Origin of the sequence: Rhizobium sp. PL01 (assembly GCF_033447125.1) — a bacterium.
Taxonomy (GTDB): Bacteria; Pseudomonadota; Alphaproteobacteria; order Rhizobiales; family Rhizobiaceae; genus Pararhizobium.
This window is the reverse complement of the sequence record NZ_JAWQUM010000007.1, coordinates 45,260-65,635: the sequence shown is the minus strand read 5'-3', so window position 1 is coordinate 65,635 and position 20,376 is coordinate 45,260. Positions and strand designations below refer to the sequence as shown.

Here is a 20,376-nt window from a genome sequence, read left to right as displayed (position 1 = left end):
TTACCAGCAAATGCCCTGGTAGGTGCCGGCCGACCGTATGCCCGGTCGGATCCGCAGCAGATCGACCATCGGTACCGTGTCGCTGCAGGTGGCAAGCGCTGACATGACCTCGTCGTAGTGGTTACCCACCAAGATGATGTCAGAACTGTCGATCAGGTCATCGACATCGCCAACCAACCGGTTTTCGAGATCAATGGCGGTATCGTTGCCGCGCCCGGCGCCGCTCATGCCCTCTGCATAGGCCTGCTTGACGAAGGGGTCGTAGATCTTCAGGTCGTAACCCTTACCGATCAGCCGGGACGCAAGGCTGGCCAGTGGGCTTTCTCTCAGATCATCCGTGCCGGTCTTGAAACTGATACCGACCATGCCGACGGTCTGGCCGCCCATGCGCGAGACCATCGTCTCGGCGCGATCGATCTGTGCCTCGTTGGCCTCCAGAACGGCGTCGAGCAAATGGGATTCGACATGCTTTTGCGCAGCGAGATGGCGAAGCGCCCGCACGTCCTTGGGCAAGCAGGATCCGCCGAATGCGAAACCGGGGCGCATGAAGTACGGCGATATGCTAACCTTCAGGTCCGAGCACAGGATCTTCATGACCAGTTGGCCATCGACACCGCAGGCCTTCGCGACATTGCCGATCTCGTTTGCAAATGTGACCTTCACCGCGCGCCACGAATTGCTTGTGTACTTGATCATTTCGGCCGTCGCCAAAGTGACGGAATGGCAGAGGCATGGCAGGTTGCTGTTGATCTCGTGCAGGAGCTGGTCCGTCTGCTCATCGATGGCGCCAAAGACGATCAAGCCCGGATCGTAATAGTCCTCGATCGCTGTGCTTTCTCGCAGGAATTCGGGGTAGTAGCCGACCCCGAAGTCGGTTCCAGCCTTCAGGCCGGAGCTGCTTTCGAGCGCTGGAATGCAGACAGCCTCCATGCTGCCTGGAACGATCGTTGAGCGGACGACGACAGAGTGGAATGAACCCTTGGCCGCGATGGCAGCGCCGATTGCCTCACAGGCATTCTTGACGTAGGCCAGACCGACCGCGCCATCGGCAGCGCTGGGGGTGCCCACACAGATGAACGACATTTCCGTCGACGCGATCGCCTCTTTGATGTCGAGCGTGGCGCGCAGCTTGCCGCTGGCGACCATTTCCTCGATCAACGGATCGAGGCCCTTTTCGACGATCGGTGCCCGGCCCTGATTGATCGTATCGACCTTTGCCGGGTCGATATCGACCGCTATGAGGTCGTGCCCATCCTTGGCCAGGCAGGCCGCTGCGACCACGCCGACGTAGCCAATTCCGAATACGCTAATCCTAGCCATGTTTTGCCCTTGTCTTTGGTGGCCGGTCTTGGCGGCCCTCGCCTCGGTTAATGAATTATTAACGTCTAACGTAGACTAGGCATTGAAAATCCCGATCCGACAGTCAGGAAAAACAGCAATTTGTCGGGAAAATCCCTATTATTAAAATTTTATATATTATAATTAAGTATTTACCTGCGTTATACGCATAGAAAAAGCGCCGAAAATTTAAGTTTTCGGCGCCTATATTTTAATCATTCCGATTAATGTTGAAGCCAACCCACACTTATAGCATATGTTACTATATCCGACCGCGTCCGAAGATCGAGTTTTTTGATCGCTCGATACTTGTATGTTTCCACTGTCTTCGCGCTAAGCTGGATATCGGCAGCGATTTCCTTCATTGCCTTGCCGAGCGCCACATGACGCAGAACCAGTTCTTCCTTGCTGGAGAGCCTGTTTGGCTCGAACCCCATTTTCAACACCGGTGTTTCGTATTGGGGCGGTAGCGCGGCGTCGATGATCACGTCGCCGGCGTTGACGCTCTTGATGGCACCAAGCAGCCGGGCACTCGCAACCGTCTTCGTCAAGATGGCGCAGTAACCTTTTGCAATATAGATTTCGCTCGGTTGGGCGTCGCGCGTATCGCAATAGGCGATGATACGAGCCTTCGATTGCAAGTGAAGCAAAGTCATGTCGCTGTTTCGCAAAAGACGTTCAAGGAAACGCGGCTCTGCAACGATGACGTCCGGCGCCAGCCGTTTGACGGCGTCGTTCAAGTTTTGGTCGCGCTGGGTCATGACCAACGCCGTGAGTTGGCGTGTCGAATTTATAACGAAGCTTAGGCCGTCCACTAAGACCGGGTTATCGTCAAGGACGAGCACCCTTATCTTGCGCGCATTTTCCATCGCAGCTCCAGTCAATCGGCACCTCTGCTCGCCCGATCGGTTGAAAATCCCCCCTTTCGTCGGGCGGGAAGGCAATTCTCAAGCTTCGGCTCTGTATATTCAGAGGAAGTTTGAGAGTGTCAAGATGCTGCAATGCAACAGACGTATAAAACACTTGCTGCGCCGCACAATTATTCATTTCATTTGTCTTATTATCTTCAGAAAGCCATTGCGGCCCCCATCCGGGCCAACGCTCGATAAGCCTAACTGGCCGAGGCGGCATTATAGTGCGCTCAGGTACCCCTTTGCGAAAGAGGGATACTTTCCCGTCAGCGCGGTCTCTGGGCTTGGGTTCCTATTTTGTCTCTCCAGGCGGGTCTGGACCGGTATGTTTTTCCTGGCGCGATAGAACTTTGAGATTTCGAAGGGGATTTATAGTTTTACAAAAGTAATTCAGTAAAAACTATTCTCTATCGCTGACCATCTAGATTTTAACTCTTATCCCGCATGTCATATTATTTTTGTGACGATCGTATCAACGCTCGATTATTACGGTTTTCCACGTTAACTATTTTATGCCAGAGCAACCTTAAAGCGTAAAACATGACATTCGGGCAAACACACGGGAGTAGCCCGCCCTGCTGGCGGCGAAATGTCCTTGGCGGCACGATGGATAACAAGCGATCGCAATGAGGCCAGGATCGTTTCCCGACCCGTAACCGTTGTGTTTACGATGCCGGCGTGACTTGTCTTGACCTGCCGCCCCGAATACCAGCGCGTGATCAGGGTGACTCACGCGATTCCATTTTCGTTCATGATTCAACATGGCGAAAGGAGATTTCGCCATGGGAACAGCACTGTCCGTTCGTGGAGACTATACGGGAGACGATCTGCGTCGGCTGGCAAGGCAAAGTCGGGATGCGGATTTGTCGCGCCGGTTGTTAGCCCTGTCGATTATCCACGAAGGCGGTTCTCGCAGTCAGGCAGCATCGCTGGGCGGTGTTGGATTGCAGATCGTCCGTGACTGGGTTGAGCGTTTCAATCTGCTCGGTCCTGATGGTGTGAACACGGGAAAGGCGAAAGGACGTGAACCTCTTTTGAATGATCAACAGCGGGAGGCGCTGATCGATGCCGTTGAGAGGGGTCCGGTTCCCTATCTCGATGGCGTTGTGCGCTGGCGACTTGTCGATCTGGCCCAATGGCTTTGGCAGGAACATCGCATCTCCATCAGTCGTCAGACGCTTGGGCGCGAATTGAATGCCTTGGGCTATCGAAAACCGAGCGCCCGCCCAAAGCATCATACGCAAGAGACTGATGCGATTGAGGAATTTAAAAAAATCTCCGCTGCAGTGGCAGAAATTGCTGGCGGGGCCGCCAAAGGCAAGCAAATAGAGATTTGGTTCCAAGACGAGGCCCGCATCGGTCAGAAGAACAAGATCACCAGGCGGTGGGCCAAACGGGGGACACGGCCATCTGCTCCCCACGATCAGCGGACAAGGTCCGCCTATATCTTCGGTGCGATATGTCCGACGTTTGGCAAGGCCGCAGCCCTCGTCATGCCGTGGTGCGATACGCATGCCATGAGCGGGGTCGGACCTACGACCCCGCTGTTGTTCCGCGTCGATCTCAGCCGAACTTTTAAAGGCGTCAGACACTTAGAATTCCGGCCCTCGCACATCCTCTCTCGTTTCGCAGCAAAAGTCTGGGGCCGCTCGAGTGAAGAATGGCCGGTCATTTAGCTCACGATCAACTCAAAGATCTGACAAACTCTCTCGTGGAAAATGGATGGATAAATAGTGCATCACAACATCGCAGGAATTGGATGGGAACGGATGAGCAAATGGAATTTCTAAACACGGTGACCGTCCGGATCTCGCCTGAAATCCTGTCGCTGGTCGCCGAAATCGATGAATTCAAAGGTGCTTGGTGTGCGATCGGCCGGATCGCACCTGAGCGGCTGTCCAGTCTCCGGCGTGTTGCCACGTCGAAAGTGTCGGATCCTCCACACGTATCGAAGGTGCACGCCTCACGGACCGAGAGGTCGAAAAACTGCTGGCAAACATTCGCTCGGGATCGTTTACGACACGCGACGAACAAGAAGTGGCCGGCTGTGCGGAGGTGATGGAGACCATCTTCAGTGCTTACGAAGCTATTTCGTTGAGCGCGAACCATATCCGTCAGTTCCACCGAGACCTTCTTGCGCATTCCACAAAGGAGGAGCGGCATCGCGGCGCCTACAAAACCCTCTCCAACAACGTGGAAGCGTTTAACGAACAGGAAGAAAGCCTCGGCATGGTTTTCGAAATGGCATCGCCGTTCGATACGCCGCGTCGAATGAAGGAACTGATCGCCTGGCTGGATGAGCAAGGGCGAGAAAAGCGGCTCCATCCACTTTTGGTCGTCGCGATCTTCGTTGTCGTTTTCCTCGAAATACATCCATTCCAGGATGGCAATGGTCGCCTATCGCGTATTCTGACCACACTGTTGCTGCTGCGTGGCGGCTACGCTTACGTCCCCTACAGCTCGCTCGAAAGCATCATCGAGCAAAGCAAGGAGAGCTATTACATCTCGCTTCGGCGCACGCAGGGAACGATCCGCAGCGCCGAGCCAGACTGGAATCCTTGGATCGAGTTCTTTTTGAGAGCCCTGCATCGGCAGAATACGCGGCTTGAGAAGAAAATGGAGCGCGAGCGTATCATCCTCGCCGACATGCCGGCATTATCCGTCACATTGCTCGAGTTGGCACGCGAGCACGGGCGGATCACCGTCGGGGAGGCTGCACGGAGCACCGATGCAAGCCGTCACACCATCAAGGATCATCTCAAGGCGCTCGTGGATCAAGGGTACCTCGTCTTGCAAGGTGCCGGTCGCGGCGCCTGGTACGGTCTTTCCTGATGAATGGGATCCTGAATGGGTCGCCTTGATGGGAACTGAACCGCATTTTTCACTGAAAACGGGCTTTCTCCAGTACCTTACCTGAACTTGCGGGGTCACCTTCACAAGAGTTGAATCGCCGCCCAATTCGCGGTCTCGCTTACCCTGTGACGGTACGTTTTCATGCGGCGCACAAATTGCTGCACTGCTTACTTTGTGACCCCTTGGCACATTCTCATCGTTATTTCTCATCAAGTCAGGAGCATGCGTTCATTGACATAAGCGCAAGCCCACTCCATGACAGTTGTCAGACATCTTACAAAATGTCGCTGAACATGCTGGGAGGCACCATGAATTTTCTCACGAAGCTTATTGCCAGTACTGCGCTGCTGGCTGCCGCAAACTCTGCTCTTGCGGGCGAAACACTTGACCGTGTGATGGAAAACAAAGCGATGGTCGTCGCGACCAATAGCAGTTGGCCGCCGCAGAGTTTTCTCGATGACAACAATGAAATGGTTGGTTTCGATATCGATGTTTCCCGGGAAATCGCCAAACGTCTTGGTGTCGAGGTGAGCTTCCAGACACCTGACTGGGCGACGTTGACCGGCGGACGTTGGCAGGGGCGTTACGATATTGGCGTCGGCTCTGTCACCCCGACCAAAGCGCGTGCGCAAGTCATCGATTTTGCAGGTATCTATTACTACAGCCCGTACGTCTATGTGGTTCACAAAGACAGCGCCGCGAAGGCAGTGGGTGATCTGAAGGGTAAGGTCATCGGCGTTGAGACGGCGACGACATCTGAAGATTTCATCCGCCGTCAGCTGGAAATCGATGCGCCTGGCTTGCCGCCCATCGATTACAAACTGGAACAGGGCGAAATTCGCACATTCGCCGATTCGATGCTGCCTTTCGACGATCTGCGTCTGGGTGACGGTGTCCGCCTTGATGCGGTCATTGCGCCTGAGCAGACCGCCAAGAATGCGATCAAGAATGGCTATCCTTTGCGCATTCTCGAGGACGGCTATGCATTCCGTGAGCCGCTGGTTGTCATCGGCGAAAAGACGGATCCGGAATGGACTGCCAAGATCGGCGGGTTCATTGCCGACATGAAAAAGGACGGCACGCTCTCCGCCCTTACGACCAAATGGTATGGCAAGGATTACAGTGCCGACTGACAATTCCAACAATGCCGGGCTAACGCCCGGCATCTCCTCGCCAGATGAGCCTCACATGACCTATCCAGACACCTATTATCGTCGCACATTGGCGAACGTATTCGAGCGCCCAACGCTTTCGAGCTCCGTCGATTGCGACACGGTCATCATCGGTGGTGGCCTCGCTGGCTTGACGACCGCCCTCCAGCTTGCCCGCGCTGGCCGCGCTGTCGTCGTTCTCGAGGCCAATAGCGTCGGCTTTGGAGCCTCGGGCCGGAATGGGGGCTTCGTCAGCCCCGGTTTTGCGACAGGCAACGACGCCATCGCTCGTGCTGCAGGACCTGATGGAGCCCGCAAGCTTCACTACCTTTCGATAGAAGGGGTTGATTTCATCCGTGACACGATCCGGGAGCTCGGTATCACTGATGCCAAAACCCAGGCCGGCATCATGAGCGTGACACGGTACGATGACAGCGCGAATTTGAAAGCCCACGCCGAAAACATGCGCCGCGACTATGGCTATGATCTTGAGTTTTTAGGTGTTGATGCCGTACGCAACCGATTGAAGTCGAACCGCTATTTTCAGGGTCTCCGCGATCCGAAAGCGTTTCATATGCACCCGCTGAACTATCTGCGTGCGCTGGCGGCGGAGATCGAAAGGCTGGGTGGCCACATCTACGAGAAATCACAGGTTTTGCGCTGCATTCTCACTGGCGCTCAAAAACGCGTCTCATGCCGCGACGGACAGGTCAGCGCCCGTGAGGTGGTCTTCACCACAGGCGGCTATACGTCTTCACTCGTCGGCAGGCTTGATCGCGCTTACCTTCCCATTGCCACATACGTCATGCTGACGGAAGAAGCCCCGGACCTCATCCGTGAGGCGATCGTGACCCGTGACGCAATCGGCGATAACCGCCGCGCGGGCGATTATTACCGTCTCGTTGAGGATGGAAAACGTATTCTTTGGGGTGGCCGCATCACCACCCGGGCAGCCTCCCCTGCGGCACTTGCGGGCGAACTTCGTCGCGAAATGACGACGACCTATCCGCAACTTAAAGACCTGAAAACCGAACTGGCCTGGTCCGGCCTCATGTCTTACGCCCGTCACCTCATGCCCCAGATCGGGGAAATGCAACCTGGTGTGTGGCATTGCACGGCTTTCGGCGGTCACGGCCTTAACACCACAGCCATTGGCGGGAAGGTCGTTGCCGAGGGCATTCTCGGTCAATCGGAGCGTTACAAGCTCTTCAAACCGTTCGGCCTTGTCTGGGCGGGCGGTATTGCGGGCCTTGCGACGGCACAACTCACCTATTGGAAATTGCAGGCGCAGGACTGGTGGCGCGAGCGCGCGGCCTGATCAAACACGGCGGGGAAACCGATGCTTGGAAGACTGATACTCGACTATCCCACCGCGGCCCGCCGCATCGGCGTCCTGCTGATTTTTGCGCTGGTTGCAGCAGCACTTTTTGCGCTTGGAATAAGCTCCGCCTGGATCGGCAAGCTCTTTCCGCCGGCCATCGACTGGCTCAAGGACAACAAGCAGCTCGGGCGCGCCCTCTCTGCAATCGCCATTGCCCTGATCATCGCATTCAACTGGAAGCTGCTTCAGCTTTTGCCGCGCCGGCAACAGATCGTGACCGTCTGGATCGAGCTGTTCGTCCTGCTGATGCTGTTCTTCTATTCGTTCGACCTCTCCCTCTCCTTCATCGCCCGCAAGATCGGCTTCATGATCTCGCAAGGGGTGGTCACGACGCTCTACATTTCCGCCATCTCGATTGCGATTGCCACCGTCATCGCTCTGGCGGGCGCCATGGCAAAACTCTCGAAGAACGGTGTTGTCTACGGTCTAGCCACGTTCTACACGTCTTTGTTCCGCGGCCTTCCCCTTCTGATGCAGATCTACATCATCTATCTCGGTCTGCCGCAGGTCGGCTATGTGATCAGCGCAGTCCCCGCAGGTATTCTGGCGTTGTCGCTATGCTACGGTGCCTATATGACGGAGATTTTCCGCGCCGGTATCGAGAGCATCTCGCGAGGCCAGACAGAAGGCGCGACCGCGCTCGGCCTCAGCCCCAATCAGACGATGTTTCTCGTCATCCTGCCGCAGGCAATGCGGGTGATTGTCCCGCCGACCGGCAATCAGTTCATCGCGATGCTGAAGGACTCATCGCTGGTATCCGTCGTTGGCGTCTGGGAAATCATGTATCTCGCCCGCACCCAAGGTCAGACGGAGTTCCGGCATATCGAAATGCTGATCACGGCCTCTATGATCTACTGGGTGCTGTCGATGGGTCTTGAATTCCTGCAGTCGCGCATTGAGGCTCATTTCGGCCGATTCAATGCCCGCTGATCCGACTGTTCTGACTTCGGGTGCAAGCCCGACGCGGGCGAACATGCAGGCGGCGGCAATCGTCTTATGTGCGTTCGCCTTATTTTCCGGAACAGATGTTATTGTGAAGCTCCTGACCGAGCGGTTTGTGGTGCCGCAGGTGACATTCATGGTCACTGCTGCAGCCTTCGTCTTTGTCGCGGGAACCGCCATGGCCGCGCGGCCTGGGCAGGCGCTTTGGCCACGTTATCCCCCTCTGGCCTTCGTGCGTGCAGCACTGCTTGCCGCCGACACGCTGCTCATCCACTATGCCTTCGCCGCCCTTCCCTTGGCGGAGGCCTATGTGCTGGCTTTCCTGTCACCAGTGCTCGTCGCTGTGCTGTCCTTTGCCTTGCTGGGCGAGCGGCTCTCGCGGGTGGCCTGGATCGGCGTGTTCCTTGGCTTTTCCGGTGTGGTCGTCGCATTGAAACCCGGCATTGCACCGATGAACATCGGACATGCAGCCGCAATCGGTTCGGCTCTGCTGTTTGCGTTTTCGCTGGTGCTTTTGCGCCGAACGCAAACGAATGAGTCCGACACGGCGCTGGTGGCGACCCTGCTGGTGGTTCTAGGCCTGCTCTCGTTCGGGGTTACTCTTGCCGACGGTGGCTTCGCAGCTGTTGCAATGGGCGATATCATGCTCGTTCTTGCGGCCGGTCTGATGCTTTTCGGTGGTCACGCGCTTTTGGTGCGCGCTTTCCGCATCGGTGAAGCGTCGGTCGTTGCACCCTTTCAATATAGCCAAATCATTTGGGGATGCCTTGCCGGGGCGCTCGTATTTGGCGGGCCGGTTGAAATCCATACGCTCGCCGGCGCTGCGATTATTATCGCCTCAGGCTGGCTGGTCTTGAAATAACCGGAGGAATTTTGATGCTGCAATTATCCAAACCAGAGATCGAGATCGCGTTGAATGGAGTGAATAAATGGTACGGATCGTACCATGCACTCGCAGATATCAACCTGGAGATCGCCAAGAAGGAACGGATCGTGATCTGCGGCCCCTCCGGTTCGGGAAAATCCACACTGATCCGCTGTATCAATCGGCTTGAGGTGCACCAAAAGGGGACCATCACCGTCGGTGGCGTTGTTTTGAACGAAGACGAGGAGAACATCAAAGACGTGCGCCGCGAAGTTGGCATGGTGTTTCAGCACTTCAATCTCTTTCCGCATCTGACCGTACTGCAAAACTGCATTCTTGCTCCCATGTGGGTGCGCAAGGTGAGCAAACCCAAGGCAACCGAGATCGCCATGCACTTCCTTGAGCGGGTTCGCATCCCTGAACAGGCCGATAAATTTCCCGGACAGTTGTCCGGTGGGCAACAGCAACGTGTCGCAATCGCCCGCGCGCTCTGCATGAGCCCCAGGGTCATGCTGTTTGACGAGCCGACCTCGGCACTCGATCCAGAGATGGTCAAGGAGGTATTGGATACGATGGTGTCGCTTGCGCAGGAAGGTATGACGATGATCTGCGTTACCCATGAGATGGGCTTTGCCCGCCAGGTCGCCGACCGGGTGATCTTCATGGACCAGGGCCGCGTGGTGGAGGAGGCTCCACCCACCGAGTTTTTCGACAACCCGCAAAATGAACGCAGCCGGCTTTTCTTGAGCCAGATCCTGCACTGACCAACTGATGCGATGAAGGGACCGGCGATGCTCCGCCGGCCTCCTCTTTGACGGGCATCACGCCATGTTTTAGAGCGGTTGAGGGTCCTGCGGAAACCCGCCGAAATGGCCGCATGTCCACGCGGCGGACTGGCGGCCTGATACAAGGCTGGCTGCTAGGTTGCCGCCAGACACGTACGCATGCAGGAAACCGGCAATAAAGCTGTCGCCTGCTCCCGTGGTATCGATGACGTCGACGCCAGTAATACCGGTCTCGGCGTGTTCCCTGCCTTCCAATGCCGCCGATCCTTCGCCTCCGCGCGTGACAACCGCGAGCCTGGCACCGTTTGCAAGATACCCCTGCATCATCGCTTCAGCCTTCTGGCGGTCCTCACCGGCTGAACCGAAGGCGATGCGGAGCCCTTCGACGTCAAGATGGGCGGGGTCGTTGTTGACAGAGACGTCCTGCGAGACGCTGGTGCCGGCACCGGCAACCCTGCGACGGACAAGGCCATTATCGGCTATCCACCCAATGTGCACATGATCCATGCCGATGAGGGCGATCAAATCCGCTTCACTCGGTACGTAGTCTGCGCACACTCCGAACTCCTCGAAAGCAAAGATACGGTCGCCGGTTTCTGTAATGTCGATATTCGTATAGGCGGTTTCACCCGGCAGAATCTGCAGGTAATCGACGCGTACCCCCTTCGAGACAAGCAGGTCGCGTGTCCGCTCGCCATCCTGATCGCAGCCGACTGCGCCGAAATAATAGGTTTCATGGCCGAGCAGCGCGAGCTGGACGGCGACATTGATGGCATTGCCACCGATAAGCGATTGTCCGACGGGTGGCTGGAAACGGTCGACGCAATTATCGCCGACGGCGGCGAAACGGAGACGGGACATGAGACCTCGAGTGCTCTTTCACAACGGCTGTGCCGCGACTGTCGTGGCGACTGTCGCGGCCTGGATGTTAGCACCCGGCAATCTAATGACGTCCAGGGCTACCGATTTGTTATCATGCTGATGGCCGCTCAGTAGGCAACCCGCTTATAATAGCGGCGCGTTGTCAGCGGGTGATTGCGAATGACTTCGAGATGGGCACTGATGCGCTCAAGCACCGTTGCGAGCAGGATTGGCGAGATCAGGCCGCGAACGTTTGGTGAAATGCCGGGCAGTTCGAAACTTGCCGTATCGAGTACAGTGAGCTTGTCAGTGTAGTTCGGCGCAAAATTTTCCACACGGTCGGCAACCGGACGGCATTCATCCTCACCCTTGAACAGGATAACGCTAACCCCCTTCTCGACCAACTCAAGCGTGCCGTGGAAAAAATCGGAGGCGTGAACCGGACGGGTACGGATCCACTGCATCTCTTCAAGAATGCACATGCCGTAATAGAAGGCTTCGGGCCAGACGTTTCCGGCGCCGGTAACGATATGATAGTTGGAGGCGGCGAGGACCTTGGCAAACCCTTCCGCCTTGTCCTCATAGGCACGCTTCACTTCAAGCAGTAGCTCTGGGAGACTCTGCAACTCTGCGATGATCTGCTCGTGATTAGCGATCTCGCCGCGGTGTTTCATAATCGACAGCGCAATGAACAGCGACTGAAGATAGAAGGACTCGCACGACGTATCGTCTGCCGCAAAATTCACGAACACATGGTCGCCGCCCTTGCCGAGAGGCGTTTCCTCATGGCCAACAAGCGTTAGCACAGTAGCGCCGGTTTTCTTGATTTTAGCCAGCAGCGCAACACTCTCAGTGGTCGTCCCGGACAATGATGGCATGACGACAATGGATGTTGTCGTGAGATTGGCCGATCCGCTGATCAGGAGTTCGGCGGTCAGGTCGATGAAGGACGGGAAGCGGGACTTGCGTTGCAACAGCTGGTACGCTGGCTGCATGAGGATGGCAGCCCCCCCGGTTCCGAGGAAGAAGACATTTTCGGCACCAGCAGCCAGGCAGCCCTCAATGACCTTGTCGAACCGCTTTGCGAGGCCGGCGGCGCCGGACTGGATGCGCAGGAATCGTTCTTCGTCAAAATTCAGCATAGAAAACTCTCTGTTGTCATGACCATGGCTACCCGTGATCGCCTCAGCACCTTGTCGAGTCCGACAATGTTGTAAGACAACTGACATCTTGATTTTCGGCTGTCAAGCGCCCTAGCAGTTTCTTTGTCCGGCGACGCATTGACCGCCGTTCTACCGGCGGCTTGCGCTCTCCAAGACCCTTGCTTGACCTTTGCTTATTTGTCAGACAAGGAGATGGAAATTTTTGAAACTCGTGAGGACTGCCTTGGACGAGCCCATTCGCGATACGCGCACCCTGGTCATTCAGCTACGCGACCGCATTGCCGACCTGATCCGGGACGAAGATCTCAAGCCGGGTGACAAACTGCCGACGGAAGCCCAGCTGACTGCACGGTTCAAGATCTCACGCCCGGCCCTGCGCGAAGCTTTAAAGCTGCTCGAGCAGGACGATGTTATCTATGTCGAGCATGGGCGTGGTCGCTTCATATCGGCGATTTCCGCGGTCCAGGTCGTCCGCCCTATCACTGTGTTCGAGAGCGTCACCGATATGGCGCGCCATTATGGGTACAAGCCTCACAACAAGGTTCTGTCGATCTCCGAAGAGACGCCTGACGAGACCATTGCCCAGCAACTTCGCCTTGATGTCGGCGAGCGCGTCATCCGCATTGAGCGTCTTCGGCTGGAGAACGATACGCCGATCATGTACTGTCTTGATTACGTGCCCCGCAGTATCGTGCCCGCGCGCCTTTACGATATAGACTGGAGCGGTTCGCTTTTGTCACTGCTTGAACAGCACAAGCAGCGGCCGCGCATGTCTTCCGCAGCCGTGACGGCCGTGATGCTTCCGAGCGATGTGGTGGAACGCAACGACCTTAGGGACTTCGGCCCTGCCCTGCTGATCACCGAAACCTGTTTCAACACTGTAGGAATACCCGTCATCTACGCAATCGACTATCACCGCGGCAGCCATTTTTCCTTTAGTCTCGTGCGTAAATAGTCACCATAGCGGCAGACGAAAACTTGAGGCTCATCGCCTGGCGGCAAGGACACTCCAACCAAGTTCGCTATGTTGTACCCTCCTCTCATGGGCGACAGTCGCCACGAACAGGCGAACGCAAGATGGCCAAGCGAAGTGATGCCCGGTGTGGGCGAGCACGGCCCGAGGTGACGAAATCAGATTTCTCAGGTACCTGTAGATGGCTGAGATTGGGGCAAGCGTGGTCATGCGAGAAATTTCCCTGGACGACTACGACAAGCTCTTGCACGCTATTTACCGGGCCGCAACTCAGCCTACGCTGTGGTCTGACGTCATCGAAATGCTCTCCAGTTTACTGGGCGGAACGGTGATCAGTTTACAAGCTCACAGTCTCCAGGCGAACGCCAGTCTCGGAACCGTAACATCTGAAACAGATCAGAGTGTTCAAAGTAATTATGAGCAATACTACGCCGCAAGAAACGTCTGGATGCCGGGTTTGACCGATATTCAGATTGGACGCACCGTTCACGCGGACGAGATTTTCGACAGGAGAGATTTGGTAAGAACGGAGTTTTATAACGATTTCTTACGTCCGAGAGGCTTCATCGGAGCCAGTGCGCTGATACTGGAGCGATCAGAAGACGCCGTGCTCGTACTATCGGGTACGTTGACCGATAAGGAGATGGAGCATGTCCCACCAGTTCTGCGGAAGATATTTGATCTGGTTGGACCGCATATTTCGCGCTCCTTTGAGCTTATGAGACAGATGCCGGCCCTGCAGTTGGAAGCACAGAACTTCCACTCTTCAGAAGCCGGTCAGCAATCTGCTTTCTTCCTCGATAAACGGGGGCGTGTCGTGCATTTGACCAATGCCGGGACGGGCCTGCCTTTCAACGGTGAGAATTTTTGGCTTGATCGCCACGGCTGCCTTAAACTATTCGATCCCAAAGCTGACCGTAGTTTGAAAGCAGCATTGCATCAAATCGCCAATGCCGACTTCCTCCATTTGAAAGGAGGCTTCGCAGTGCGGCGAAACGGGAAAACACCGTTGGCGGCAAGCGTGGTTCCTCTTGAGCGTCGGACAATAAAGACGATGTTTGACCGGGTTTTCGAAGATGTTCCAATTGCACTGTTAACCTTGCGCGATCCAAGAACGCCGGATCGGTCGGAAACGCTGAGAGAATTCAGGCTGACTCCTGCTGAGCTGGCGCTGACATTGGCGATTGCCCAGGGTATGTCTCTTCGCGAATATGCCGAGAGCCGTACCCTCAGCGTTCAAACGGTTAGAACTCAACTGAAGACGGTCTTTGCAAAAACTGACACCAATCGGCAAAGCCAGTTGGTCGCACTAGCCATGTCGGGATAATCGTTAAAACTGCAGCCCTGTGTTTGGCACGGTACGTCTCTCACCTTATGGCGTCGATTGTCCGCGAATGAAGCCCTTAAGGGTTGACCGTGCAAGGGCGGGATTGGATGAGGAATGCCAGGCAAAAGTGCGGGATTGCGACACCGATGGATGGAGCGTTGGCTTGAACGTAAAGGCTCCTCTCGGATCCATCGTTTTCGATAGTATGGCGAGGTCTCCATCTTACAACCTTTGCCGATTGAAAAGGCGCCGGACCACAGCCCTCATTAGGTACGGCCTGAAAGGAAGGTTTCTACGATTGCTCATAGTCGAACACTGGTCCGATCAGTCCGCGATCCGCTCATCTTGGTCCTGTCGGCACCGAAATGCTCGTCAGCCGACGGCAGGGGCGCATTCCAGACGATGTCCGAAAATACGACGCTTCGAATGAACGCAACTATTGCAAGATGATCTGCGCGCCGGGTTGTTTGCAATGAAAAAGCAGCGGACCAAGCTCACTGAGCATTCCGCGCTTTCACCTTCGGAATATCGATACGCAAATCCGGAAACAGGATATAGCAGGCCATGCGCCGATGCTCGCAGCAGGCTCCACGCCACCGAAAGTCAGCGCATGCAGGAGGCAGGCGCAAACATTCGATGGCAGCAGCCTTTTGACTGAATTGTCATTCCGTGTAGGAAAGCGTGTCTACCAGCCTTTGCAATGCGGGCGGCAGTGAACCAACGTCGGTAATATGCGCCTTGAGCCCGCTTTTGTCCGACTGGCCGTCTTGATACCAGTGGATCAACCCGGCTGCCACGTCCTGGGCCGCCTTATCATTGACGTCTACCAAGTTCTCAATGCACCATGCTTCCAGAAAGGTCTGTAAGAGAGCCAAATCTTCAGGAGCGAGGAATTGGCTCGACGACATTGTGGAGTGCATGGGTGAACCCTTTCCATCTTAAACAAGAAATCGCTTTTGATCGACAGCGCGGCAGGGTCCGGCAGCGCATGGTCCACCTCATACCATTTGAGGCTTGCGCTGAGCTGGAACTGAAACTGAAACTGAAATCAATATAGGTGAAGAGCCACTGCTCGAAATGATACTGCCGGGTGAGCAAGGTTGTCTTCGCGGTCGACACAGCGTCGCCGCGTAATTGGTCTTCGCAGGGTGAAGCCTCATATGTGTTCGGCGCAATTTATTCGAGCTTGAGCCTCGTTGGACGGCATGATCCAACCCACTTCCGCAGAACTGAACCCAAGGTCCCCAAATTAGATTTGATGCGCTGAGGTGAGAAGGCTGGCACCTTCGCTGATGCGGTAGCGTCAGTTAATGCGTTCAAAACTTTTCCTGCTTTGAGCAGGCTGTGCATGATAATAGCGAGTTTCGGGCGACTGTCACTGCTGCGCGCTTAGATGCCAACCATTTACGCAGTTTAAGTCCCCGGTTCCTGAAGCAGCTTTCGTTCCTGGCACTGGTTCTTGTGAAGAGTATCGTCGCGGCTTCGTAATGGAGCGCCTGCCGATGGTTGTCGCCTCTGCGTGATATTTGGCCGGGATCACTCCTCTTGGAAAGCAATTTTGCGGCTCCGGCGGATGGTAGGCAAGAGCACCAACGCCAAAAGCACTCCGGCCACCAAGAGCAACCCCGCGCTGATGGGCCGGGCCAAGAGCACTACCGGGTCGCCCTTGGAAAACAGCAGGGCGCGGCGAAGAAACTCTTCCATCATCGGACCGAGGATGAACGCCAGCAACATGGGAGCAGGCTCCGCGTCCAGTCTTCGGAAAATGTAACCGGCGACACCGAATACAGCCATTCCGTAGACGTCGAAGATATTGTTGTTGACGCTGAATACGCCGATTGCACAGAACACAATGATGATGGGAAAGAGAAAGTGGTACGGAATTGCGATCATCCGTACCCAAAGCCCGATCAGCGGCAGATTGAGCACGAGAAGCATGAGATTGCCGATCCACATGGAGGCAATGAGCCCCCAGAATAGTTCAGGCTGATCAGTCATCACCGAGGGACCTGGCTGGATGCCCTGGATGATCATCGCCCCAATCATCAGTGCCATCACGGCGTTCGTCGGCAGACCAAGCGTCAGCATCGGGATGAAGGATGTTTGTGCCCCAGCATTGTTGGCGGACTCGGGCCCGGCGACGCCTTCGATTGCGCCTTTTCCGAATTCTTCGGGATGCTTAGACATCTTTTTTTCAAGAGCGTAGGAGCCGAACGAAGCGAGCGCCGCCCCTCCTCCCGGCAAGATGCCAAGGAGAGAGCCTAGCGCCGTCCCGCGAAGAATGGGTGCAATAATGCGCTTCCAGTCTTCCTTGGTTGGCATGAGCCCCGTAATTTTCTTCGTCATCACCGAACGGTCGGCTTCGTCTTCCAAATTGGCGATGATTTCACCGAGGCCGAAGACACCCATGGCTATAACCACGAAGTTCAAACCCTCTGCCAGTGAGGTCATGCCAAACGTGTATCGAGGCACGGCGGAGTTGACGTCGGTACCGACCAATCCGAGAAGCAACCCGACGAGGATCATCCCAAGAGCGTGCAAGAGCTGCCCAGATGCCATTACGATAGAGGCGATCAGACCAAGGACCATCAGGGAAAAGTATTCAGCCGGGCCAAACTGTAGGGCAACGGCTGCGAGCGCGGGAGCGAAAACGGCAATCAAGATCGTGGAGATCGTGCCTGCGATAAAGGACCCGATGGCCGCCGTCGACAACGCACGGCCAGCGTGGCCTTGTCGGGCCATCTGGTAGCCGTCCAAAGCCGTCACCACGGAAGACGGCTCACCGGGCAGGTTTACCAGAATTGCTGTAGTCGAGCCGCCGTATTGAGCGCCATAGTAAATGCCGGCGAGCATGATGAGGGAGGATTCCGGAGGCAGACCGAACGTAATCGGGAGCAGCATAGCGATCGTAGCAACCGGACCTAAACCGGGCAGCACGCCGATTGCGGTTCCCAGGAACACGCCAATGAGGCAGTAGAAGAGATTGTAGAAGGTGCCGGCGATTGAGAGACCGAGCCAGAGGTTTGCAAAGATTTCCATTTTATCCGACCCTAGTTGAACCATTCACCGAGGATCGGCATAGGCACACCCAGACCCTCAACGAAGACAACAACACAAAAGATGACAAGCGCCACGAGACCGATAGCCGCGCGAAATTCAAACCTGAAGCGCTCACTGGCAACTGCGGAAACCAATATAAGAACCACCAGGGCAATGAACAGGCCTGCTCTTTCAAGCAGAAACCCGAAGGCACAGACCGACAGGGTAACGAGCGCCAGACCCTTCCAGTTGATCGTACCAATAGGATCCCCATCGCGAAGCATCCCTTTCCCGACCGTTACGACGCCGAAAACGACGAGAAGTGATGAGATAATGGTTGGAAAATATCCGGGACCCATCCGTCCCGCGGTTCCGAAACTGTAGTTGCGGGCGATAATAAAACCCACCAGGCCGAGAGCGAGATAAATCGCTCCTATTCCAATGTCCTTTTCTCCACGGATGCGGATCATTTTTAGGTCCTCCCTTGGGGCAAGCTATTTCTGAGGCCGGTGGTCCCCGACTGATAATCCGGGCCGCTCTTTCATGGGCAGCAACCGCAGGCCGAACGGCGCTTTGCTCTTCAGCCATCGTTCGGTGAGGCGGTTGAATATGCCGTCTACCTGGTCGGCGGCCGTGTAACCAATCATGTGAAAGAACCCTCCGGCCTCCGGATCCAGATCGGTACGCCCCAGGAGGATCACCGAGATATCGGAAGGAATAGCCAGCCTCTCGTGCTCCAGAATCCTTTTGAAGCGGGCTCCGTCCTCGATACCCCAGATCACGATGGCCGGGGCTTTAGCCTCAGGCCCTGCGGCAATTGCTGCAAGAAGTGCAGCAACTGCCGCTTCCTCGTAGTCTCCAGCAGGGAGCTTTGCGATCTTGATTTCGGGCTGCAGCACTGCCGCTAAATCAGCGTTATCTCGAAGATTGCGCCAACGATGTAGGCCCATTTCGTTTGCGAGGAAAAAGCTGGCAGTGGTGATGTAGTGGATGCGGTCATGGCCCAATGACACCAAACGGCGGACGGCGGTTTCAACCGACTGGCCCCACTCAAACCCCACGGCATCGATGTCCGTGCCCACCAGCCATGCTCCATCGACAAGGATCGTATCGGTCTTGCGGCGGATGGCCGTGATCATATCGACGGGCATGATGTCGAAGGAATTTTGAACAATGCAGGCATCGAATCTAGGAAGCGTATGAAGCACCTGTTTGGCATGCTCTGCATCGGAATAGCCCACTTCAAGCGTGACATGCCCAGCGTCGTTCAGGCGACGCTGTAGCGATTCAAGCACTACCCTGCCCCGAAGATTACTTGAGGACCGGCGAAGCATGATCACGCTGCGTTGCCCGCCGTTGAGGTCATTACCAGGTGCGGCTGGCTGCGCTAACGCAACATCATGGGCCTTGCTTTTGGTGAAGAAGGTGCCGCGGCCGACATGGGCATCAATCAGACCTTCTGCTTTCAGATCGTTCACCGCGCGCTGGACAACCTGCTGACTCAGCGAAAAGTCGCGCATCAACTGCCTGACGGTCGGCAAGCGATCGCCCTCCTCCGCCGACATGGCGACGGATCTCAAATATGACTGAAGCTTGGTCGTCTCTCCCATAGGAAAACTCCTAATACAATATAATACAATATGGCAAGAAATATTTTAGTCTTGCCGCTTGAGGCGCAACTTTGCATCATCTATATACCATTCAGAGGAATTGGAGGCAATACAAATTGTATTGCCAATCGCCAGGGAGGCAGTACATGTTCCGTCGTCGCTTCATCACCGCCATGACAACAGTGGCCGCGCTCGTCGCAATGCCACTCATTGCATCGGCTCAAAGCTCTGGTCCAATGACCCTTTTGGTCGGTTATTCCGCAGGCGGCAGCGCCGACTACGCTGCCCGTGTGGTCGCTTCGGAGCTGTCGAAACAGCTTGGTCGATCCGTAATCGTTGAGAATGCCACGGGTGGGAGTGGCATGATCGCCCTGCAGAAGCTCGTCAACGGCAAGGCTGATGGCTCGACGCTATACTACGGCGGACATGATACCGTTGCAGTCCCGATGCTCAACAAGGCGGTCGGTATCGACTGGAAGGAAGCCACGTTGCCTGTCGGCCGTACGGCTTTGACCTCCATGTCGATCGCTGTGCCAGCCGAATCCCCTTACAAAACCTTGACGGATCTCGTTGCGGCCGCCAAAGAAAACCCGGAGTCCATCACCTACGGAACGCCAGGGATTGGCACCGCGCAACACTTTGTCGGTGAGATGATCAGCCACCGTGCAGGTGTGAAGCTGCTCCACGCGCCGTACCGGGGTGGCGCTCAGGTTTCCAACGATATCCTCGCTGGGCTTTTGAATTCCGCTGTGTTCACAACGTCGACAGCGCTTCCATTCGTAAAAGAGGGGAAAGTCCGGGTTCTCGCTGTTACCAGTTCCGAACGCTCCGCCGCCCTGCCCGATGTCCCGGCCCTGACAGAAATCGAGGGGTTCAAAGGCTTGGCTCTGCCACTCTGGCAAGGCATTTTCGTCAAGGCCGGTACGGACGCGACTGTGGCCAAAGAGATCAGTGAGGCAATCGTCGCCTCGCTCGGCAACGAAGACGTCAAGAAGCGGCTGGCCGACGGAGGTTTCGTCGCTGCCCCATTGCCGATGGGCGAGTTCACCGGGTTCATCGAAAAAGAAGCCGATATTTACCAACAGATCGTCAAGGACTCGGCCATCTCGATAGAGTGACGACATCGGCGCTCCGACGTGTTTGGAGCGCCACCCACGCACTGCAACAAAACGGATAT

At 55.9% G+C, this 20,376-nt stretch carries 18 protein-coding genes; 10 read left to right on the top strand and 8 right to left on the bottom strand.

The genetic code is table 11. The annotated features are described in order from the left end of the window. Together R6X40_RS17360 and R6X40_RS17355 are read right to left on the bottom strand one after the other, a co-directional pair. A complete protein-coding gene (locus R6X40_RS17360) occupies nt 1-1,320 on the bottom strand; it encodes a nucleotide sugar dehydrogenase (RefSeq protein ID WP_318415055.1) in 1,320 nt (439 codons plus the stop codon). Between the two features lie 242 nt (nt 1,321-1,562). Next, nucleotides 1,563-2,207, bottom strand: a complete 645-nt coding sequence (locus R6X40_RS17355; protein ID WP_318415054.1) for a response regulator transcription factor — start codon at nt 2,205-2,207, stop codon at nt 1,563-1,565. Between the two features lie 824 nt (nt 2,208-3,031). Here R6X40_RS17355 and R6X40_RS17350 point away from each other — a divergent pair. From R6X40_RS17350 to R6X40_RS17320, 7 genes are all read left to right on the top strand, one after another. Then, nucleotides 3,032-3,925 (top strand): IS630 family transposase, encoded by an 894-nt coding sequence (locus R6X40_RS17350; protein ID WP_412178402.1) that lies wholly within the window; start codon nt 3,032-3,034, stop codon nt 3,923-3,925. Nucleotides 3,926-4,307: 382 nt separating this feature from the next. After that, entirely contained in the window at nt 4,308-5,081 is a 774-nt protein-coding gene (locus R6X40_RS17345; protein WP_318415053.1) for a Fic family protein, read from the top strand. A gap of 329 nt (nt 5,082-5,410) precedes the next feature. Continuing rightward, nucleotides 5,411-6,235: a transporter substrate-binding domain-containing protein gene (locus R6X40_RS17340; RefSeq protein ID WP_318415297.1), complete on the top strand. Its 825-nt coding sequence runs from the start codon at nt 5,411-5,413 to the stop codon at nt 6,233-6,235. Nucleotides 6,236-6,290: 55 nt separating this feature from the next. Then, nucleotides 6,291-7,571 carry an FAD-binding oxidoreductase gene (locus R6X40_RS17335; protein ID WP_318415052.1) on the top strand — a complete coding sequence of 427 codons (1,281 nt, stop codon included), beginning with the start codon at nt 6,291-6,293 and terminating at the stop codon, nt 7,569-7,571. A 21-nt stretch (nt 7,572-7,592) separates the two neighbouring features. Beyond that, nucleotides 7,593-8,564: an amino acid ABC transporter permease gene (locus R6X40_RS17330; protein WP_318415051.1), complete on the top strand. Its 972-nt coding sequence runs from the start codon at nt 7,593-7,595 to the stop codon at nt 8,562-8,564. Continuing rightward, on the top strand, nt 8,554-9,438 hold the full coding sequence (locus R6X40_RS17325; protein WP_318415050.1) for a DMT family transporter: 885 nt from the start codon (nt 8,554-8,556) through the stop codon (nt 9,436-9,438). Before R6X40_RS17330 ends, R6X40_RS17325 begins: the two co-directional genes overlap by 11 nt. A gap of 14 nt (nt 9,439-9,452) precedes the next feature. Further along, entirely contained in the window at nt 9,453-10,205 is a 753-nt protein-coding gene (locus tag R6X40_RS17320) for an amino acid ABC transporter ATP-binding protein (RefSeq protein ID WP_318415049.1), read from the top strand. Nucleotides 10,206-10,274: 69 nt separating this feature from the next. On the opposite strand, the gene R6X40_RS17315 is transcribed toward R6X40_RS17320, so the two are convergent. Further along, a complete protein-coding gene (locus R6X40_RS17315) occupies nt 10,275-11,087 on the bottom strand; it encodes a PfkB family carbohydrate kinase (protein ID WP_318415048.1) in 813 nt (270 codons plus the stop codon). Between the two features lie 128 nt (nt 11,088-11,215). Continuing rightward, a complete protein-coding gene (locus tag R6X40_RS17310; protein ID WP_318415047.1) occupies nt 11,216-12,229 on the bottom strand; it encodes an SIS domain-containing protein in 1,014 nt (337 codons plus the stop codon). 244 nt (nt 12,230-12,473) lie between these two features. On the opposite strand from R6X40_RS17310, the gene R6X40_RS17305 reads away from it, so the two are divergent. Next, nucleotides 12,474-13,205, top strand: a complete 732-nt coding sequence (locus R6X40_RS17305; protein ID WP_318415046.1) for a GntR family transcriptional regulator — start codon at nt 12,474-12,476, stop codon at nt 13,203-13,205. A 199-nt stretch (nt 13,206-13,404) separates the two neighbouring features. Further along, complete coding sequence (locus tag R6X40_RS17300; RefSeq protein ID WP_318415045.1) at nt 13,405-14,550, top strand: helix-turn-helix transcriptional regulator; 1,146 nt, start codon at nt 13,405-13,407, stop codon at nt 14,548-14,550. 662 nt (nt 14,551-15,212) lie between these two features. Here the strand turns inward: R6X40_RS17300 and R6X40_RS17295 are convergent. The 4 genes from R6X40_RS17295 to R6X40_RS17280 form a co-directional block, all read right to left on the bottom strand. Beyond that, nucleotides 15,213-15,470 carry a hypothetical protein gene (locus R6X40_RS17295; protein ID WP_318415044.1) on the bottom strand — a complete coding sequence of 86 codons (258 nt, stop codon included), beginning with the start codon at nt 15,468-15,470 and terminating at the stop codon, nt 15,213-15,215. A 616-nt stretch (nt 15,471-16,086) separates the two neighbouring features. Then, a complete protein-coding gene (locus R6X40_RS17290; RefSeq protein ID WP_318415043.1) occupies nt 16,087-17,589 on the bottom strand; it encodes a tripartite tricarboxylate transporter permease in 1,503 nt (500 codons plus the stop codon). Between the two features lie 11 nt (nt 17,590-17,600). Next, complete coding sequence (locus tag R6X40_RS17285) at nt 17,601-18,059, bottom strand: tripartite tricarboxylate transporter TctB family protein (RefSeq protein ID WP_318415042.1); 459 nt, start codon at nt 18,057-18,059, stop codon at nt 17,601-17,603. Between the two features lie 24 nt (nt 18,060-18,083). Then, nucleotides 18,084-19,199: a GntR family transcriptional regulator gene (locus tag R6X40_RS17280; RefSeq protein WP_318415041.1), complete on the bottom strand. Its 1,116-nt coding sequence runs from the start codon at nt 19,197-19,199 to the stop codon at nt 18,084-18,086. Between the two features lie 146 nt (nt 19,200-19,345). On the opposite strand from R6X40_RS17280, the gene R6X40_RS17275 reads away from it, so the two are divergent. Continuing rightward, nucleotides 19,346-20,317 (top strand): tripartite tricarboxylate transporter substrate binding protein, encoded by a 972-nt coding sequence (locus R6X40_RS17275; RefSeq protein ID WP_318415040.1) that lies wholly within the window; start codon nt 19,346-19,348, stop codon nt 20,315-20,317. Nucleotides 20,318-20,376: the final 59 nt, after the last annotated feature.

Bases quoted from the DNA above. Each gene is read 5' to 3' on its own strand.
- R6X40_RS17360 (WP_318415055.1), bottom strand. From the start codon at position 1,320: ATGGCTAGGATTAGCGTATTCGGAATTGGCTACGTCGGCGTGGTCGCA.
- R6X40_RS17355 (WP_318415054.1), bottom strand. From the start codon at position 2,207: ATGGAAAATGCGCGCAAGATAAGGGTGCTCGTCCTTGACGATAACCCG.
- R6X40_RS17350 (WP_412178402.1), top strand. From the start codon at position 3,032: ATGGGAACAGCACTGTCCGTTCGTGGAGACTATACGGGAGACGATCTG.
- R6X40_RS17345 (WP_318415053.1), top strand. From the start codon at position 4,308: ATGGAGACCATCTTCAGTGCTTACGAAGCTATTTCGTTGAGCGCGAAC.
- R6X40_RS17340 (WP_318415297.1), top strand. From the start codon at position 5,411: ATGAATTTTCTCACGAAGCTTATTGCCAGTACTGCGCTGCTGGCTGCC.
- R6X40_RS17335 (WP_318415052.1), top strand. From the start codon at position 6,291: ATGACCTATCCAGACACCTATTATCGTCGCACATTGGCGAACGTATTC.
- R6X40_RS17330 (WP_318415051.1), top strand. From the start codon at position 7,593: ATGCTTGGAAGACTGATACTCGACTATCCCACCGCGGCCCGCCGCATC.
- R6X40_RS17325 (WP_318415050.1), top strand. From the start codon at position 8,554: ATGCCCGCTGATCCGACTGTTCTGACTTCGGGTGCAAGCCCGACGCGG.
- R6X40_RS17320 (WP_318415049.1), top strand. From the start codon at position 9,453: ATGCTGCAATTATCCAAACCAGAGATCGAGATCGCGTTGAATGGAGTG.
- R6X40_RS17315 (WP_318415048.1), bottom strand. From the start codon at position 11,087: ATGTCCCGTCTCCGTTTCGCCGCCGTCGGCGATAATTGCGTCGACCGT.
- R6X40_RS17310 (WP_318415047.1), bottom strand. From the start codon at position 12,229: ATGCTGAATTTTGACGAAGAACGATTCCTGCGCATCCAGTCCGGCGCC.
- R6X40_RS17300 (WP_318415045.1), top strand. From the start codon at position 13,405: ATGGCTGAGATTGGGGCAAGCGTGGTCATGCGAGAAATTTCCCTGGAC.
- R6X40_RS17295 (WP_318415044.1), bottom strand. From the start codon at position 15,470: ATGCACTCCACAATGTCGTCGAGCCAATTCCTCGCTCCTGAAGATTTG.
- R6X40_RS17290 (WP_318415043.1), bottom strand. From the start codon at position 17,589: ATGGAAATCTTTGCAAACCTCTGGCTCGGTCTCTCAATCGCCGGCACC.
- R6X40_RS17285 (WP_318415042.1), bottom strand. From the start codon at position 18,059: ATGATCCGCATCCGTGGAGAAAAGGACATTGGAATAGGAGCGATTTAT.
- R6X40_RS17280 (WP_318415041.1), bottom strand. From the start codon at position 19,199: ATGGGAGAGACGACCAAGCTTCAGTCATATTTGAGATCCGTCGCCATG.
- R6X40_RS17275 (WP_318415040.1), top strand. From the start codon at position 19,346: ATGTTCCGTCGTCGCTTCATCACCGCCATGACAACAGTGGCCGCGCTC.